This is a genomic window from Microbacterium sp. NPDC097977 (assembly GCF_040302605.1).
Classification (GTDB): Bacteria; Actinomycetota; Actinomycetes; order Actinomycetales; family Microbacteriaceae; genus Microbacterium.
On sequence record NZ_JBEOUR010000034.1, the window covers coordinates 19,808 to 36,350 of the forward strand.

Here is a 16,543-nt window from a genome sequence, read left to right on the forward strand (position 1 = left end):
AGCGTGAACATCGTCGTCGGGGTTACGGGTGGCATCGCCGCATACAAGACAGTGCACCTGGTGCGGCTGCTGACCAAGGCGGGGCATGACGTGACCGTCGTGCCGACCGAGGATGCGCTGCGTTTCGTCGGCACGCCGACCTGGGAGGCGCTGAGCCGGCATCCGGTCACGACGAGCGTCCACGACGACGTCGCGCGCGTGCGGCACGTCGCCCTCGGGCAGGGGGCCGACCTGGTGATCGTCGCACCGGCGACCGCGAACTCGATCGCCAAGATCACCGCCGGCATCGCCGACGACCTTCTCGGCACGACGCTGCTCGCCACCGAGGCACCGGTGCTGCTCGCGCCGGCCATGCACGCCGAGATGTGGCGGAACGCGGCCACCCGGGCGAACATCGCCACGCTGCGGAGCCGCGGGATCCATCTCGTCGGACCGGCCGACGGTGAGCTCGCCGGCGGCGACAGCGGCCCCGGGCGCATGGCGGAGCCGGAGGAGATCTTCGAGGCGGCGGTCGCGCTGCTCGGCCCGCACGACCTCGACGGTGTGCGCATCGTGGTCTCGGCGGGCGGGACCAGGGAGCCCATCGATCCCGTGCGGTACCTGGGCAACCGGTCCAGCGGCAGGCAGGGGGTGGCGCTGGCGGCGGAGGCGGCCTCCCGCGGTGCCCGCATCACGCTCGTCGCCGCGAACGTCTCGGATGACGTGCTGGCCGCTGCGCGGCATCCGGCGGTGCGCGTGGTGCCGGTCGCGACGGCCGCCGAACTCGCCTCGGCGATGAAAGATGCCGCGCGCGAGGCCGACATCGTCATCATGGCCGCGGCCGTCGCCGACTACCGCCCCGCCTCGGTCGCGGATCAGAAGCTGACCAAGGAGCAGGGCGCGTTGACCCATCTCGAGCTCGTCGAGAACGAGGACGTCGTCGCGGCGCTCGCGGCCCTGCGGTCGGAGGGTGCGGCGCCGGATGGTCAGACGATCGTCGCATTCGCGGCCGAGACCTCTCCGGACGCGCACGAACGCAGGGAACGCGCTCGCCGCAAGCGGGCGCGGAAGGGTGTCGATCTGCTCGCCGTCAACCTCGTGAACGCGGAGCAGGGTTTCGAGCAGCCCGACAACGCGGTCGAGATCGTCGGGGACGGCGGCGAGGTCGTGGCATCCGTCGCCGGCACCAAGCGCGAGGTCGCCGGAGGGATCCTGGACGCGGTGCGCGCAGTGCGATAAACTTGAGTCACGTCCACTCAACTTTGAGGACTTCGACCCGTCGTAGTGGTCGATCAGCAGTGACGAGAAGGAGTCTCCCAGGAGGAGCGCATGCCAGGCCCACAGAGCGCACAGAACGACGACCAGCAGTCCGCCCTCGAGCAGTTCGGGATCAATCTCACCGAGCGCGCCCGTCAGGGAAAGCTCGACCCGGTGATCGGGCGCGACGGGGAGATCCGCCGGGTCAGCCAGGTGCTCACCCGCCGCACCAAGAACAACCCGGTGCTGATCGGTGAGCCGGGCGTGGGCAAGACGGCCGTCGTCGAAGGGCTCGCCCAGCGCATCGTCGCGGGCGATGTCGCCGAGTCGCTCAAGGGTAAGGACCTGGTCTCCCTCGACATCTCCGCTCTCGTGGCCGGTGCCATGTACCGCGGGCAGTTCGAGGAGCGCTTGAAGAGCGTGCTCAAGGAGATCACCGAGTCCGACGGGCAGATCATCACGTTCATCGACGAGCTGCACGTGCTCATGGGCGCGGGCGGAGGCGAGGGGTCCGTCGCCGCGTCGAACATGCTCAAGCCGATGCTCGCCCGCGGCGAGCTGCGGCTGATCGGCGCGACCACGCTGAACGAGTATCGCGAGTTCATCGAGAAGGATGCCGCCCTCGAGCGCCGCTTCCAGCAGGTCTACGTCGGAGAGCCGACGGTCGAGGACACCATTGCCATCCTCCGCGGCCTCAAGGGTCGATACGAGGCGCACCACGGTGTCACGATCTCGGACAGTGCCCTCGTCGCCGCGGCCGCACTGTCGAACCGCTACCTTCCCGCGCGCCAGCTGCCCGACAAGGCGATCGACCTCGTCGACGAATCGATGTCGCGGCTCAAGATGGAGATCGACTCCTCGCCGGTCGAGATCGACCAGCTCAAGCGCCAGGTCGACCGGATGAAACTCGAGGAGCTCGCCCTCAAGCGCGAGAAGGACGCCGCCTCGAAGGAGCGCCTCGCCGCGCTCCGCGGGCAGCTCGTGGGCATGGAGGCGCAGCTCGCCGACCTCGAGGAGCGGTGGGCGCGTGAGCGCCAGGGACTCAATCGGGTCGGCGATCTGAAGAAGAAGCTCGACGACGCGATCACGCAGCGCGACCTGGCGATGCGCGAGGCCGACTACACCCGTGCGTCGAAGCTCGAATACGAGACGATCAAGCGCCTCGAGCAGGAGATCGCCGAAGCCGAGCAGGCCGAGGCCGCCGTCTCGACCGAGGGACGGATGGTCAACGAGCAGGTCACCGACGAGGACATCGCCGCCGTGATCGCGGCGTGGACCGGCATCCCGGTGGGGCGCCTTCTGCAGGGCGAGAGCGAGCGTCTGCTGCACCTCGAGTCCGAGCTCGGACGCCGTCTGATCGGGCAGAAGGATGCGGTCAGGGCGGTGTCCGACGCCGTGCGGCGGTCACGGGCCGGCATCAGCGACCCCGGTCGGCCGACCGGATCGTTCCTGTTCCTCGGGCCGACCGGCGTCGGCAAGACCGAACTCGCGAAGGCGCTCGCCGACTTCCTGTTCGACGACGAGCGCGCCATGGTGCGCATCGACATGTCGGAGTACGGCGAGAAGCACTCGGTGTCCCGCCTCGTCGGCGCCCCTCCCGGCTACGTCGGCTACGAGCAGGGCGGCCAGCTCACCGAGGCGGTGCGCCGCCGCCCCTACAGCGTGGTGCTGCTCGACGAGGTCGAGAAGGCGCATCCCGAGGTGTTCGACGTGCTGCTGCAGGTGCTCGACGACGGTCGACTGACCGACGGACAGGGGCGCACCGTCGACTTCACGAACGTCATCCTGATCCTCACCTCGAACCTCGGGTCGCCGATCCTCATCGACCCGACTCTGTCGCCCGACGAGAAGCGGGAGCAGGTGATGACCCTGGTGCACCAGGCGTTCCGCCCGGAGTTCCTGAACCGGCTCGACGACATCGTCATGTTCTCGGCGCTCAGCCAGGACGACCTCGCGCAGATCGTCGAGCTCTCGGTCGATCAGCTGCACGACCGGCTGCGCGATCGGCGGCTCACGCTCGCGGTCACCCCCGACGCCCGATCGTGGCTCGCCGAGCGCGGGTACGACCCGATGTTCGGCGCGCGGCCGCTGCGTCGTCTGATCCAGACCGAGGTGCAGAACAAGCTGGCGACGGCGCTGCTCGCCGGCGGCGTGCACGACGGCGACACGGTGCGCGTGGACGTGGCCGTCGACGGCTCGGGGCTCGTGCTGACCTCGACCTCCCCCGAACCTCTCGACGAGTAGGGCGGGGCGTTGGGCGGGGGCCTTCCGGCTCCTGAGCGCCCTTCGTCTCGCTCCGCGGTTCCTGAGCGAGGAGCGGAGCGACGAGACGAAGGGCGGGCTGCGCTACTTCAGCCGCTCGCTGCGGATGCCGCCGAGCGCATCGCCCTCGAGCTCGCGCCCGATCAGCGAATGACGGCGCGAGTAGGCGAAGTAGATGATCATGCCGATCGCGAGCCAGATCGCGAAGCGCACCCAGGTCTCGGTGCTGAGGTTGAGCATCAGCCAGAAGCAGGCCAGGGCCGAGATCCAGGGCAGCCACGGCGACAGCGGCACCGTGAACGGGCGCTCGAGGTCGGGGCGGGTCTTGCGCAGGATCGGCACGCCGATGCTCACGAGAACGAACGCCGACAGGGTGCCGATGTTGATCATGTCGCCGAGCACCTGCACGTCGAAGAAGCCCGCGATGATCGCGATCACGACGCCGACGATCAGCTGGATGCGGATGGGGGTGCCGCGCTTGGCGTCGGTCACGCTCAGCGCACGAGGCAGCAGGCCGTCACGGCTCATCGCGAAGACGACGCGGGCGAGTCCCATGAGCAGCACCATGACGACCGTGGTCAGGCCGACCAGGCTGCCGATGGCGATGACCTGGGCCGCCCACGTGGCGCCGACCAGCTCGAACGCGCTCGCCAGCGACGGCTCGTCGAGCTTCGCGAGCTCGGTGTACGAGACCATGCCGGTGATCACGATCGCGACCGCCACGTAGAGCACGGTCACGATGATGAGTCCGAGGATGATGCCGCGCGGCACGGTGCGCTTGGGATCCTTGGTCTCCTCGGCGCTGGTGGCGACGACGTCGAAGCCGATGAACGCGAAGAAGACCAGTGCTGCACCGCTGAGGATGCCGAAGACGCCGTACATCGTCGGGTCGGAGCCGGTCAGGAACGAGAACAGCGACTGCGTCCATGCGCTTTCCGATGCGGCGCCCGACTGCGCCGGCGGCACGAACGGGGAGTAGTTCGCACCCTTGACGAAGAAGATGCCGACCACGATGACGAACAGCACGATCGCGACCTTGATGACCGTGAAGACGCTGTTGACCCGGCTGGACAGCTGCGTGCCCAGGGCGAGCAGCAGGGTGAAGATCGCGACGATGAAGACGGGGCCCCAGTCGAAGGAGAGCGGCCCGAGCTGCAGCGTCATGGGGATCTCGAGATCGAACAGCGACACCGCGTCGCCCAGGTACACGCCCCAGTACTTCGCGATCACGGCCGAGGCCATGAGCATCTCGAGGATGAGGTCCCAGCCGATGATCCAGGCGAGGAACTCGCCGAGGGTCGAGTACGTGAACGTGTAGGCGGATCCGGCGACGGGGATCGACGAGGCGAACTCGGCGTAGCAGAGGATCGCGAGGCCGCAGACGGCCGCGGCGATGATGAACGAGATGATCACCGCGGGGCCGGCATGCCGCGCCGAGGCCTCGGCGCCGACCGAGAAGATGCCCGCGCCGACGGCCACGGCCACACCCATGACGGCCAGGTCCCAGACGCCGAGCGAGCGCTTCAGTGACCGTTTCTCGTCGTGCGTCTCGGCCATCGACCGTTCGACGGATTTGATCCTGCGCTGAAGAGCCATGCGCACGATTCTAGGAGGGAGCGCGGGTGCACAGAAGAAGGGCGCCGTCCGGATGTCGGGCGGCGCCCCTCTTCGTGCGGCCGGGTGTCAGGCGCTGAGGCGGGTGCCGGGCGCTGAGGCGGGTGTCAGGCGCTGAGGATGACGGTCTCGGCGATCGGGCGACGGACGCGCGGGGCGGTCTCGCCCTGCTGCAGGCCCTCGGGCAGGCCCGAGGCGTCGCCCAGCTCGCCGACCGCGATGACGGTGATCGCGGTGAAGCGGGGGTCGAGGTCGGCGAACTCGCGGACGACCTCGGGGTCGAATCCGCTCATCTGGTGCACGAGGAGTCCCTCGTGGTGCGCCTGCACGGAGAAGTGGGCGACGGCCTGACCCAGGTCGTAGACGGCGTGGCTGATGGCCGTGCCGTCTTCGGACTCGGTCTCGGCGATGGCCACGATCAGTGCCGACGCGTTCGAGGCCCAGAGCTGGTTGAACTCGACGAGCGAGTCGACGACCTGCGAGAACAGCGCGGTGCCGCGGCGGGCGACGATGAAGCGCCACGGCTGCATGTTGTAGGCGGACGGCGACCAGCGGGCGGCCTCGAGAGCGGCGTTCAGCTTGGCGTCGTCGATCGTGTTCTGCGCGTCGTAGGCGCGGGGGCTCCAGCGCCCGGCGAGGACGTCGAGGACGGGGTGCTCGGTGGGGGCGGTGCGGTCGATCACAGGAGTGCTCACGGAAGTGCCTTTCGGAAGGAGTCGGACGGACTCCTTCGTCCGCGGTACGTCGGGCACAACAAGTCCATGCTCACGCATATTCCCGGATGACGCTGTATGTCTCGGATGCGCTCAGGGGGATCGAGCGAAGGATCGGGGGCCCTCAGGCAGGGAGGATGCGCTCGGCGGTGGAGGCGAGGGCCCGCCGCACCGCGCGGATCGACGGCGCGGCCACCGACACCCGGCGCGTGGATGAGAAGATCTCGCGGCGCGGCTCGTCGGGCAGCGGGGTGAGCGCCACCGTCGGCGACTCTCCCGCCCAGACGAGGCCGGGCAGCAGGCCGACGGCGAGTCCGGCGCGGATCAGTCGCACATGGGCCGTGAGGTCGGCGACCTCGAAGCGCACGTCGGGTTCGAAGCCCGCGGTGCGGCACAGCTGCTCGGCCCAGGCGCGCGAGGCGGTGCCCGCGGGTTCGAGCACCCAGGGCTGGTCTCTGGTCGACCACAGCGCGGCGACGGGATCGGCCTCCTCGGGGGTGCCGGGGTGGCGAGCCAGGGCGATCGGGTCGTGCACGAGCATCAGGCGGTCGAGGTCGGCGTGGATCGGTCGTGTGCGTCCCGGGTACTGCTCGGCGAGGATCAGGTCGAAGTCTCGGCTCGAGACGCCGACGAGTCCGGTCTCGGGATCGCTCTCGGTGACCTCGACGCGGAGGGCGGGATGCTGCTCGCGCAGCGTGGCCAGGGCCCCCGGCAGCAGCGCGTGCGCGGTGGACTGGAAGACGGCGATGTGCACGGTTCCGGTGACCTCGGTCAGCGACTCGGCGACGGCCACCTCGGCGTGCTCCAGCTGGTCGAGGATGCCGATGGCCTCCGCCACCAGCACGTTGCCCTGAGGGGTGAACTGCACCCCTCGGCCGACCCTGCGCAGCAGCGGGACGCCGACCTCGCGCTCCAGCGCGCTCAGCTGCTGTGAGACCGACGCCTTGCTGTACGAGAGGGCGTCGGCGACGGCCGACAGGGTTCCCCGGCGTGACAGCTCCACGAGCATCCGCAGCCGTTGCACGTCGAGCATCCGCCCTCTTTCACGATCATCTGAATCGTTCAGTCCGACTGAACAGAATGCTGCCGAATCGGTTGATAGACGTAGCCTACGCGTGCGCCAGACAATGATCGAGCCGCACACGATCCCGGGTGTGCGATCCCCCGGAAGGTTCCCTGATGACTGTCGCCGCCGACACCACCGCTCCCCTCGCCACCCCGCGCACCGAGGACGTCGCCGCGCTGGTGCAGCGCTGGCTCGCCGAGAGCGAGACCCACCCGGTCGAGCCCGCCGCCCAGCGTCTCTCGGAGGTGCTCAAGGACCCGAACGGACTCGCGTTCACCGTCGGCTTCGTCGACGGCGTGATGCGCCCCGAAGACCTCAGCGTCGCCGGTCGTGCGCTCGCCGATCTCTCGGCGATCACCCCCTCGCTGCTGCCCGGATACCTGCGCGCCGCGATCAAGGCCGGTGGCTTCTGGGCACCGAAGCTGCCGGGCGTGGTCGTGCCGATCTCGCGCCGGGTGCTGCGCGCCATGGTCGGACACCTTGTGCTCGACGCGACGCCGTCGAAGCTCGGTCCCGCGATCGCCCGACTGCGCAAGAGCGGCAACCGCCTGAACCTCAACCTCCTCGGCGAGGCCGTGCTCGGTGAGCGCGAAGCGGGCCGCCGCCTGCAGGGCACCTACGACTTCCTCGCCCGCAAGGACGTCGACTACGTCTCGATCAAGGTCTCCAGCGTCGTCAGCCAGCTCTCCATGTGGTCGTTCGACGAGGCCGTCGCCGACGTCGTGACCAAGCTCACCCCGCTCTACGAGCTCGCCGCCGCCTCCGAGGCCTCGGGCCCTTCGTCACGCTCAGGGACCACCAAGTTCATCAACCTCGACATGGAGGAGTTCCGCGACCTCGACCTGACGATCGCGGCGTTCACCGCCATCCTCGACCAGCCGGGGCTCGAGAACCTCGAAGCCGGGATCGTGCTGCAGGCCTACCTGCCCGATGCGCTCGGTGCGATGCAGCAGCTGCAGGAGTGGGCCGCGGCCCGCCGCGCCAAGGGCGGCGCGCCGATCAAGGTGCGCGTCGTCAAGGGCGCCAACCTCGCGATGGAGGAGGTCGACTCGGCGGTGCACGGCTGGCCGCTCGCGACCTACGGCACCAAGCAGGACTCCGACACGAACTACAAGCGCGTGCTCGACTGGGCGATGACCCCGGAGCGGATGGATGCCGTGCGCATCGGCGTCGCCGGACACAACCTGTTCGACATCGCCTACACCTGGCTGCTGGCTCAGGAGCGCGGCGTGACCCACGCGGTCGAGTACGAGATGCTCCTCGGCATGGCGACCGGGCAGGCCGAGGCCGTGCGCAAGGACGTCGGTCGCCTGCTGCTGTACACACCCGTCGTGAACCCGGCCGAGTTCGACGTGGCGATCGCCTACCTCGTGCGCCGTCTCGAAGAGAACGCGAGCCCCGAGAACTTCATGTCCGCCGTGTTCGAGCTGGCCTCCGACCCCACGCTGCTGGCCCGCGAACGCGAGCGCTTCGAGCGCTCGCTCGCAGGCCTCGAGGCCGACCGGTCGGTGCCCTCGTCGCACCGGGTGCAGAACCGTGCGGACGAGAGCACCGCGCGGGCGGATGCCGTCACCACCGGCTTCGCCAACCAGGCCGACAGCGACCCGGCGATCGCGGCGAACCGCGCCTGGGGGCGCGAGATCCTGCAGCGGTCGGTCGACTCGGCGCTCGGGCTCGACGCCATCGCGCGCGCCAGGGTCGAGACGGCCGATGAGCTCGACGGAGTCTTCGCCGCCGCATCCGCCGCCGCTGCGACGTGGGCGGCCCTGCCGGCCGCCGAGCGCGCCGCCGTGCTGCACCGGGCAGGCGACGAGCTCGCCGCCCGCCGCGGACAGCTGATCGAGATCATGGCGCACGAGGCCGGCAAGACCATCGCCGAGGCCGACCCCGAGGTCTCGGAGGCCATCGACTTCGCGCACTACTACGCCGAGCGCGCGCTCGAGCTCGAGGCCGTCACGGGCGCCGAGTTCGTGCCCTCGAAGATCACCGTGGTCACGCCGCCGTGGAACTTCCCGGTCGCGATCCCCGCGGGCGGCGTGCTCGCCGGTCTCGCCTCGGGATCGGGCGTCGTCATCAAGCCCGCCAAGCTCACCCAGCGCTGCGGCGCGGTGATGGTCGAAGCCCTGTGGGCCGCCGGTGTTCCCCGCGACCTGCTCGCGCTCGTCGACCTCGCGAACCGCGACCTCGGCACCCGCCTGGTCGCGAGCCCCGAGGTCGACCGGGTGATCCTCACGGGCGCCTACGAGACCGCGCAGCTGTTCCGCTCGTTCCGATCCGATCTGCCGCTGCTCGCCGAGACGAGCGGCAAGAACGCGATCATCGTCACGCCGTCGGCCGACCTCGACCTCGCCGCCGCCGATGTCGCGCGCAGCGCCTTCGGGCACGCCGGGCAGAAGTGCTCGGCGGCGTCGCTCGCGATCCTCGTCGGGTCGGTCGCCGACTCGCGGCGCTTCGAGCGTCAGCTCGTCGACGCCGTGACCTCGATGCGCGTGGGGCTGCCCGACGACCCGGCGACGCAGATGGGTCCGATCATCGAGCCGGCGAACGGCAAGCTGTTGACCGCGCTCACGACGCTGGAGAAGGGCGAGCGCTGGCTCGTCGAGCCGAAGAAGCTCGACGACGAGGGGATGCAGTGGACCCCCGGCGTCAAGATCGGCGTCGCTCCGGGGTCGACCACGCACCTGACCGAGTTCTTCGGACCCGTGCTCGGCATCATGCGCGCGAAGGACCTCGACGAGGCCATCCGCCTGCAGAACGCCGTGGACTACGGCCTCACCGCCGGCATCCACTCGCTCGATTCCGACGAGGTCGCCACCTGGCTCGACCGTGTCGAGGCGGGCAACCTCTACGTCAACCGCGGCATCACCGGCGCCATCGTGCAGCGGCAGCCGTTCGGCGGCTGGAAGCGGTCCGCCGTCGGCGCCGGCGCCAAGGCCGGCGGACCCAACTACCTGTTCGGCCTCGGCGACTGGCGTCCCGCCGAACTCCCCGCCGCCGCGGCGGGCGCCGCCCTCACCCCGGTCGTCGACAGTGTGCTCACGGCTGCGGCGAGCGACCTCGACGCGGTCGAGATCGAGTGGCTGCACCGCGCCGCCGCGGCGGACGAGCAGGCCTGGACCTCGGAGTTCGGCATCGTCAGCGACAAGTCGGGCCTCGGTGTGGAGCGCAACGTGTTCCGCTACCGTCCGGTTGCCGCCGACGTGCGCATCGGCGAGGCGGCACCGCTCGTCGACGGCCTGCGCGTGATCGTCGCGGCGCTGCGCAGCGGCAGCCCGTTCACGGTGTCGGCATCCGCTCTGCCCTCGCGGGTCGAGAAGGCGCTGCGTGCGCACGGGGTGACCGTGAAGCACGAGAAGGATGCGGCGTGGGTGGCCCGCTTCGCGAAGGCGGCGGCGAAGGCCGAGCACAGCTGGCAGCGGGTGCGTCTGGTCGGCGGCGATGCGTCGGCGCTGTTCGAGGCGCTCGGCGGCACTCCGGACGTCGCCGTCTGGTCGCACGCCGTCACGGGCGCCGGCCGGGTCGAGATGCTGCCGTTCCTGCACGAGCAGGCCGTGTCGATCACGAACCACCGGTTCGGCAACCCCACGACGCTGTCCGACGGCCTGATCTGACCGGTCTTGCCGGTCCGGCCGGCTCTGCCGGTCTGGGTGGCTCTGCCGGTCTGAGTGGCTCTGCCGGTCAGACCGGTTCTGCCGGTCCTGCCGGTCCTGCCGGTCCTGCCGGTCCGGCAGGTCCGGCCGGTTCTTCTGCTGATCCGGCCGGTCGTGCTCACCCGCGTCGTCGGTAGGTGATGGCGGGGCGTCCTCCCTCATCGAGGGCGACCTCCGCCGTCACCTCGTAGACGGTCCGGATCAGCTCGGCCGTCAGCACCTCCGTCGGCGTGCCCGCGGCCACCACGCGTCCCTCGCGCAGCACCACGATGACGTCGCAGTACATCGCCGCGAGGTTGAGGTCGTGCAGGGCGATGACGGTGGTCATCGGCAACGCGCACACCAGGTCGAGCAGTTCGAGCTGGTGTCGGATGTCGAGGTGGTTCGTCGGTTCGTCGAGGAGCAGCTCGCGTGGCTCCTGCGCGAGGGCACGGGCGATCTGCGCGCGCTGGCGCTCGCCGCCGGAGAGGGTGTGCCAGAGGCGGTCGGCCTGCCGCAGCAGGCCGACGTGGGCGAGCGCCCGGTCCACCGCGGCCTCGTCGGCGGAGGTCGCGCCGCCCAGGGGCGAGCGATGGGGGATGCGGCCGAGGCGAGCGACATCGCGGACCGTGATGTCGACGTCGGTGTCCGCGTGCTGCGTCACGGACGCCACCGATCTCGCCACGCGGCGCCTCGGCACCTGGGCGAGGTCGGCCCCGTCGAGCGTGACGAGTCCGGAGGTCGGTCGCACCAGGCCGTGCAGCAGGCGCAGCAGCGACGACTTGCCCGAGCCGTTCGGTCCGAGCAGGCCGACGGTCTGTCCGGGTTCCGGGTGCAGTGTCACCCCGTCGACGACGAGGGTGCCGCCACGGTTCCACGACACGTTCTCGGCGCGGAGGGTCATGCGCGCCTCCTCCTCCGAGCCAGCAGGGCGATGAACACCGGGACGCCCACGAGCGCTGTCCCGACACCGACGGGAAGCGGTGTGGGCGAGAACGCGACGCGAGCCCCGGCGTCGACCCACACCATGAAGACGGCCCCGATGATCGCCGTGGCCGGGATCAGGCGCGAGTGGCGCGCACCGGCGACCAGACGTGCGGCGTGGGGGAGCACGAGGCCGACGAATCCGATCGCTCCGGCGATGCTCACCAGCGTCGCGGTGATGAGCGCGGTCGTCACGAGCAGGACCGCACGGGTCCTGGCCACGTGGATGCCGAGTGACGCCGCGACATCATCGCCGAAAGTGAAGGCGTCGAGGGTGCGGGCGTAGCGGAGGCAGAGGAGCGAGCCTGCGGCGACCACGCTCGCCGAGAGCGCGGCGTCGTCCCAGCGCACGCCCTCCAGCGAGCCGAGCAGCCAGAACATCACCCCGCGGGTCTCGTCGGAGTCGGCGAAGGCGAAGATGATCAGCGAGGTCAGGGCCGAGAACAGCTGGGTGCTGGCCACGCCCGCGAGCACGACGCGGTCGTTTCCGCCGCCGGACAGGCGGGCGAGCAGCAGGACCAGCCCGAACGCGACGAGGGCTCCGACGAAGGCGCCGCCGGACAGGCCGATCGTCGCGCCGCCGAGTCCGAGGATCCCGATGGCGACCGCGCCGGTCGATGCGCCTGACGAGATGCCCAGGATGAAGGGGTCGGCGAGCGGATTGCGCAGGAGCGACTGCATGATGACGCCGCAGAGTCCGAGCCCGGCGCCGCACGCCGCGGCGACGAGGGCCCGGGGCAGGCGCTCCTCCCAAACGATCGCGTCCTTCGACGCCTTCACCGGGATGTCGGTGAGGCCCAGATGGTTCGAGACGATGTCGCGGACGTTCACCATCAGGATGTCCGCCGGGCCGAGGGTGATCGCCACCCCGACCGACACGACGAGAAGGAGGAGCCCTGCGACGACGAGTGCACTCGACGTTCCGAAACGATGGATGCGCGGAGGGCGCGGGGAGGCTTCTCTCGACGAGTCTTCGGGAGGGGCCTTCCGCGCGGTGGGGGTCAGAGCTCGCCCTCGTGCTCGACCCACCACGCCTTGATCTTCTCGAGGCCGTCGACGAACCTGATCGACGGGTTCAGCTCGGCGCCGTGGAGTGCGATGTAGCGCTCAGCGCGCACCCCGTCGATGGTCTTCGTCAGGGGGTCGGATTCCAGGAACGCCACCTTGTCGTCCAGGCGGTCTCCGGGAAAGCGGTCGCGCTGAAGATCGCCCAGGATGAAGACCTGCGGATCGCGGTCCGCGACCTCTTCCCAGGTGGTCGCGGGCCAGTCGTCGTCGAGTTCCGTGAAGACGTTGTCGAGACCCGTCATCGACGACAGGAGTGCGGCCGAGCCGAGACCCCCCGCGACATACGGCGTCTTGGTGTCCGCGAACCAGAAGGCCACCGTCGCGCCCCCGAAATCGACCCCGGCGGTCGCGGCTTCGGCGCGCGCCTTCAGATCGGCGATGAGAGCGTCCGCACGATCAGAGACGTCGAAGATCTCGCCCAGTTCCGCGATCTCCGCATACAGCGCATCGATCGTGAGCGCTGTCGTGCGCGTTCCGCCCCCGTTGATGCTCGTGCCGTTGTCGCAGTCCGTCGGCGAGAGGTAGGTGGAGACCCCCGTCTCGGCGAACCGCTCTCGCGAGGCGACGCCGCCCTCGGCGAAATGCCGGCCGAAGGAGGCGGTCACGAAGTCCGGGTCCGCCCCCAGCGTGACCTCGTAGGTCGGGGCGTTGTCGGCCAGTCGCGGCACATCGGCATTCGCCTCCGCGAGGGAGTCGAGCACGGGATCGGTCCACGACGCCGTGCCCACGATGCGATCCTCGAGCCCGAGAGACAGCAGGATCTCGGTCGAGTTCTGATCGAGCGAGACGACCCGCTGCGGGGCGGCGTCGACGGTCACCTCGACGCCGCAGTTCTCGATGGTCACCGGGTAGTCCGTAGACCCTTGCCCCGGTGCGGCGCTCGCCGCCGGCTCGACCGCCTCGGAGGCACCGCACCCGGCGAGTCCCACCGTCATTACCGCTGCAAGGGTGAGACCGATCACGGCTCGCTGACGCACAGGTACTCCTCAAGTAGACAACTACATAAGGTTAGCCTTACCTGTGCGTCAGCGCGAAACGGGCCTCGCCGAGAGGTGCGACGGGGCCTGATCAGCCGCGCAGCGCCTCGCCGAGCTTGACCCTCGTTCCCATGCGCAGCAGCGAGTTCTCGTAGATCTTCGCGCCGATCATGATCGCCGCGACGCAGCTCGCGAGCAGGATGACCAGGCTGAGCAGCGGCTCCCACCACTGCGCCTCGCCGACGAACAGCCGCATGGGCATGCCGACCGGTGCCGAGAACGGCACATACGACATGATCGTCAGCACCAGCGGGTTGTCGTTGAAGACGATGACGAGCACGTACGGCGCCATGATCAGCATCGTGATCGGGGTCGTGGTCGAGCCGATGTCCTCCTGGCGGGAGACCATCGAGGCGGCCGCCGCGAACATCGCCGCGAGCAGGATGAATCCGAACAGGAAGAACACCGCGAACCAGATGATCGGTGCGCCGAGGGTCGACAGCACGGCGTTCTGGCCGGTGACGATGAGACCCACCGTCGCGATCGCGGCGAGAGCGAGGATCTGCCCCATCGCGAGGATCGTGTTGCCGATCACCTTGCCCGCGAGCAGGGTGCGCGCCGGGATCGCCGACAGCAGGATCTCGACGACGCGGGTCTGCTTCTCCTCGACGACGCTCTGCGCGATCGTTCCGCCGAAGGTGGCCGCCGCCCCCATGAACACGATGCCGAAGGCGATCGCGATGAAGTAGCGCAGCAGCGGATTGGTGGTCGCCGGCTCCAGGATCTGCACGTCCGGCGCCTGCGAGAGCGCCGAGACGAGCGAGCTGGGCGCGTCCTTCAATGCGATCACGGTGTACCCGGAGGGGTTGTCGCCGGGCAGCACGGCGGCGTCGACCTTCTCGGAGCGGACGAGCTCCTCGGCCGCCGCCTCATCGGACACCTCGGTGACCTTCACGTTCGGCAGCGCCGAGACCGCAGATGCGGTCTGCGAGGTCACGGCGACCGGCATGGCATCCGCGCCGGTGTTCTTGCTCGCGAACCCGCCGATCACGATGCCGGCGAGGGCGATCAGCAGCAGGACGCCGGTCGAGATCAGGAAGGCCTTGCTGCGCAGCTTCGAGCCGATCTCGCGCTCGGCGACGAGCCAGATCATCGGGGCCGGTGACGGCGACCCGGTCTTGGTCGGGGTGCTCACTGGATGACCTCCTTGAAGATCTGGGCGAGAGAGGGATGCTTGGGGGCGAAGCTGGCGACATCGCCGCGTTCCACGGCGGTGCGCAGCACGCGCTGGGCTGTGTCGGGTCCGTCGGCGTCGAACAGGGCGTAGCCGCCCTCGAAGTCGACCACGGTGACGCCCGGCTCGCCGCGCAGCCACCCGGCATCGCCGGCGGAGACGAGCTCGTATCGGCTGCCCGCATGCTCGGCGCGCAGCGCGTCGCGCGAGCCCGAGGCGCGGATGGTGCCGCCGGCGAGGATCACGAGGTCGTCGCACAGGCGCTCGACGACATCGAGCTGGTGGGAGGAGAAGAGGATCGACGCGCCTTTCGCGGCGGAGGACTGCAGCACCGAGGCGACGACGTCGACCGCGAGCGGGTCGAGGCCCGAGAACGGCTCGTCGAGGATCAGCACCTCGGGGTCGTGCACGAGCGCTGCGGCGATCTGCGCGCGCTGCTGGTTGCCGAGCGAGAGCGACTCGATCGTGTCGCCGAGCCGTTCCTCGAGTCCCAGCTCGGTGAGCAGTGCGGTCGCGCGGGTGGTGGCATCCGGCTTGCTGAATCCGTGCAGGCGGGCGAGGTAGACGATCTGCTCGAGCACCTTCATCTTGGGGTACAGGCCGCGTTCTTCGGGCATGTACCCGAAGTGTCGGCGGTCCGCGCTGGTGAGCTTTCGGCCGTCGAGCTCGACGGTGCCTCCGTCGGAGTTGAGCAGACCCAGCACGATGCGCATGGTCGTCGTCTTGCCCGCGCCGTTGCCGCCGACGAACCCGGTGAGGCGTCCTGGCGTCACCCCGAAGGAGATGTCGTCGAGCACGCGCCGAGAGCCGTAGCTCTTGGTGATGCCCGTGAGGAGGAGGTTTCCTGTGGTCACTTCGATGTACTCCGTTCGCTCGGTGCAACACGTGTTCGCTCAGTGCATCGCGTGGTTCGCTCAGTGCATCGCATGCCTTCACGCTAGGGCGAGGTGTGCTGCGGCGGCATCCCCCGTACGGCGGATCTCTGCGACGCACCGACCCGTGGCGGACCCGGCCGGGGTCCGCCGTGCGGGGGAGTGGCCCCACGACTCCAGACGAGGGGGAGTGCCTCAGCGGAGGAAGAGGAACGAGAAGATGCCGATCGCGAAGGGTGCCGCGGTCGCGATGAACACCACCCCGACGATGATGCCGACGACCAGCCATGGGCTGCGGCGCTTCAATCGCCGGCCCGGAGGGGCGACGCCGGGCGGGGGCGGGGTGAGAACTCCTGCGGGGGCGGCGAACGGAAGGGGCTGACCCGAGGGTGCGGGCTCGGGCGAGGGCTCGGGCGACGGCGCGGCCATCGACGGCGGCGTGGACTGCGGCATCGACTGCCATGTGGACTGCGGCGCCGGCTGTGGCGCCGCGAGCCGGAGGCGGTCGTCGCGCCAGCGCGCCCACTGGTCGAGCTTGCCGAGAAGAGCCCCGACCGCGCCGAACAGCCACGCCCAGGTCGCCGGATCGAGGGTCGAGACCTCCCGGCGCGCGTAGAGGAACAGCCAGTCGTCGACGATCTCGACATCGAGCTGCGCGGCATGGTCGATGAAGCGCGCCATCACATCGGGGGTGAAGAGGTACAGTGCATCCGTCTCGTACCCCGTCGGGCAGTAGAGGGAGAAGAATCTGTCGAAGTCCCCCTCGAGCGACAGCCGCTGCGTGCGGCTGAACGCGGCGGTCATCGAGCTGCCGAGAGTGTTGTTGCCGAGAGCGTCGAGCACGATGTTCGGCAGCGGCACGTCGAGCTTGACGGCCACGTACCCCCA

At 69.9% G+C, this 16,543-nt stretch carries 11 protein-coding genes and 1 pseudogene; 3 read left to right on the plus strand and 9 right to left on the minus strand.

Translation table 11 applies throughout. The features are described 5' to 3' along the window. Window positions 1-3 precede the first annotated feature (3 nt). The gene (coaBC, locus tag ABTZ43_RS09580) at window positions 4-1,218 is read left to right on the plus strand and encodes a bifunctional phosphopantothenoylcysteine decarboxylase/phosphopantothenate--cysteine ligase CoaBC (protein ID WP_350538624.1); all 1,215 of its coding nucleotides are present in this window, start codon (window positions 4-6) and stop codon (window positions 1,216-1,218) included. A 90-nt stretch (window positions 1,219-1,308) separates the two neighbouring features. Beyond that, entirely contained in the window at window positions 1,309-3,480 is a 2,172-nt protein-coding gene (locus tag ABTZ43_RS09585; protein WP_149422121.1) for an ATP-dependent Clp protease ATP-binding subunit, read from the plus strand. A 102-nt stretch (window positions 3,481-3,582) separates the two neighbouring features. Here ABTZ43_RS09585 and ABTZ43_RS09590 read toward each other — a convergent pair whose 3' ends face one another. The 3 genes from ABTZ43_RS09590 to ABTZ43_RS09600 all read right to left on the minus strand — a co-directional run bounded on the left by ABTZ43_RS09590 (window position 3,583) and on the right by ABTZ43_RS09600 (window position 6,858). Further along, window positions 3,583-5,094 carry an amino acid permease gene (locus ABTZ43_RS09590; RefSeq protein ID WP_056414995.1) on the minus strand — a complete coding sequence of 504 codons (1,512 nt, stop codon included), beginning with the start codon at window positions 5,092-5,094 and terminating at the stop codon, window positions 3,583-3,585. Window positions 5,095-5,219: 125 nt separating this feature from the next. Beyond that, complete coding sequence (locus ABTZ43_RS09595) at window positions 5,220-5,807, minus strand: nitroreductase family protein (RefSeq protein ID WP_056414997.1); 588 nt, start codon at window positions 5,805-5,807, stop codon at window positions 5,220-5,222. Window positions 5,808-5,949: 142 nt separating this feature from the next. Further along, the gene (locus ABTZ43_RS09600; RefSeq protein WP_149422122.1) at window positions 5,950-6,858 is read right to left on the minus strand and encodes a LysR substrate-binding domain-containing protein; all 909 of its coding nucleotides are present in this window, start codon (window positions 6,856-6,858) and stop codon (window positions 5,950-5,952) included. A 146-nt stretch (window positions 6,859-7,004) separates the two neighbouring features. Here ABTZ43_RS09600 and ABTZ43_RS09605 point away from each other — a divergent pair, with 146 nt between their 5' ends. Next, window positions 7,005-10,502: a proline dehydrogenase family protein gene (locus ABTZ43_RS09605; protein WP_350538625.1), complete on the plus strand. Its 3,498-nt coding sequence runs from the start codon at window positions 7,005-7,007 to the stop codon at window positions 10,500-10,502. Between the two features lie 157 nt (window positions 10,503-10,659). On the opposite strand, the gene ABTZ43_RS09610 is transcribed toward ABTZ43_RS09605, so the two are convergent. The 6 genes and pseudogenes from ABTZ43_RS09610 to ABTZ43_RS09635 form a co-directional block, all read right to left on the minus strand. Further along, complete coding sequence (locus ABTZ43_RS09610) at window positions 10,660-11,424, minus strand: ABC transporter ATP-binding protein (protein ID WP_056415004.1); 765 nt, start codon at window positions 11,422-11,424, stop codon at window positions 10,660-10,662. Continuing rightward, window positions 11,421-12,533 (minus strand): FecCD family ABC transporter permease, encoded by a 1,113-nt coding sequence (locus tag ABTZ43_RS09615; RefSeq protein ID WP_374612992.1) that lies wholly within the window; start codon window positions 12,531-12,533, stop codon window positions 11,421-11,423. The genes ABTZ43_RS09610 and ABTZ43_RS09615 overlap by 4 nt, the downstream gene beginning before the upstream one ends. Further along, window positions 12,506-13,507, minus strand: coding sequence for an ABC transporter substrate-binding protein (locus ABTZ43_RS09620; RefSeq protein WP_350538626.1), 1,002 nt, complete (start codon window positions 13,505-13,507; stop codon window positions 12,506-12,508). The genes ABTZ43_RS09615 and ABTZ43_RS09620 overlap by 28 nt, the downstream gene beginning before the upstream one ends. Before the next feature lie 133 nt (window positions 13,508-13,640). Further along, entirely contained in the window at window positions 13,641-14,702 is a 1,062-nt protein-coding gene (locus tag ABTZ43_RS09625; RefSeq protein ID WP_350538627.1) for an ABC transporter permease, read from the minus strand. Window positions 14,703-14,740: 38 nt separating this feature from the next. Further along, the gene (locus tag ABTZ43_RS09630) at window positions 14,741-15,637 is read right to left on the minus strand and encodes an ABC transporter ATP-binding protein (RefSeq protein ID WP_056415011.1); all 897 of its coding nucleotides are present in this window, start codon (window positions 15,635-15,637) and stop codon (window positions 14,741-14,743) included. Between the two features lie 213 nt (window positions 15,638-15,850). After that, a pseudogene (locus ABTZ43_RS09635) lies at window positions 15,851-16,543 on the minus strand (hypothetical protein); the annotation flags it as partial.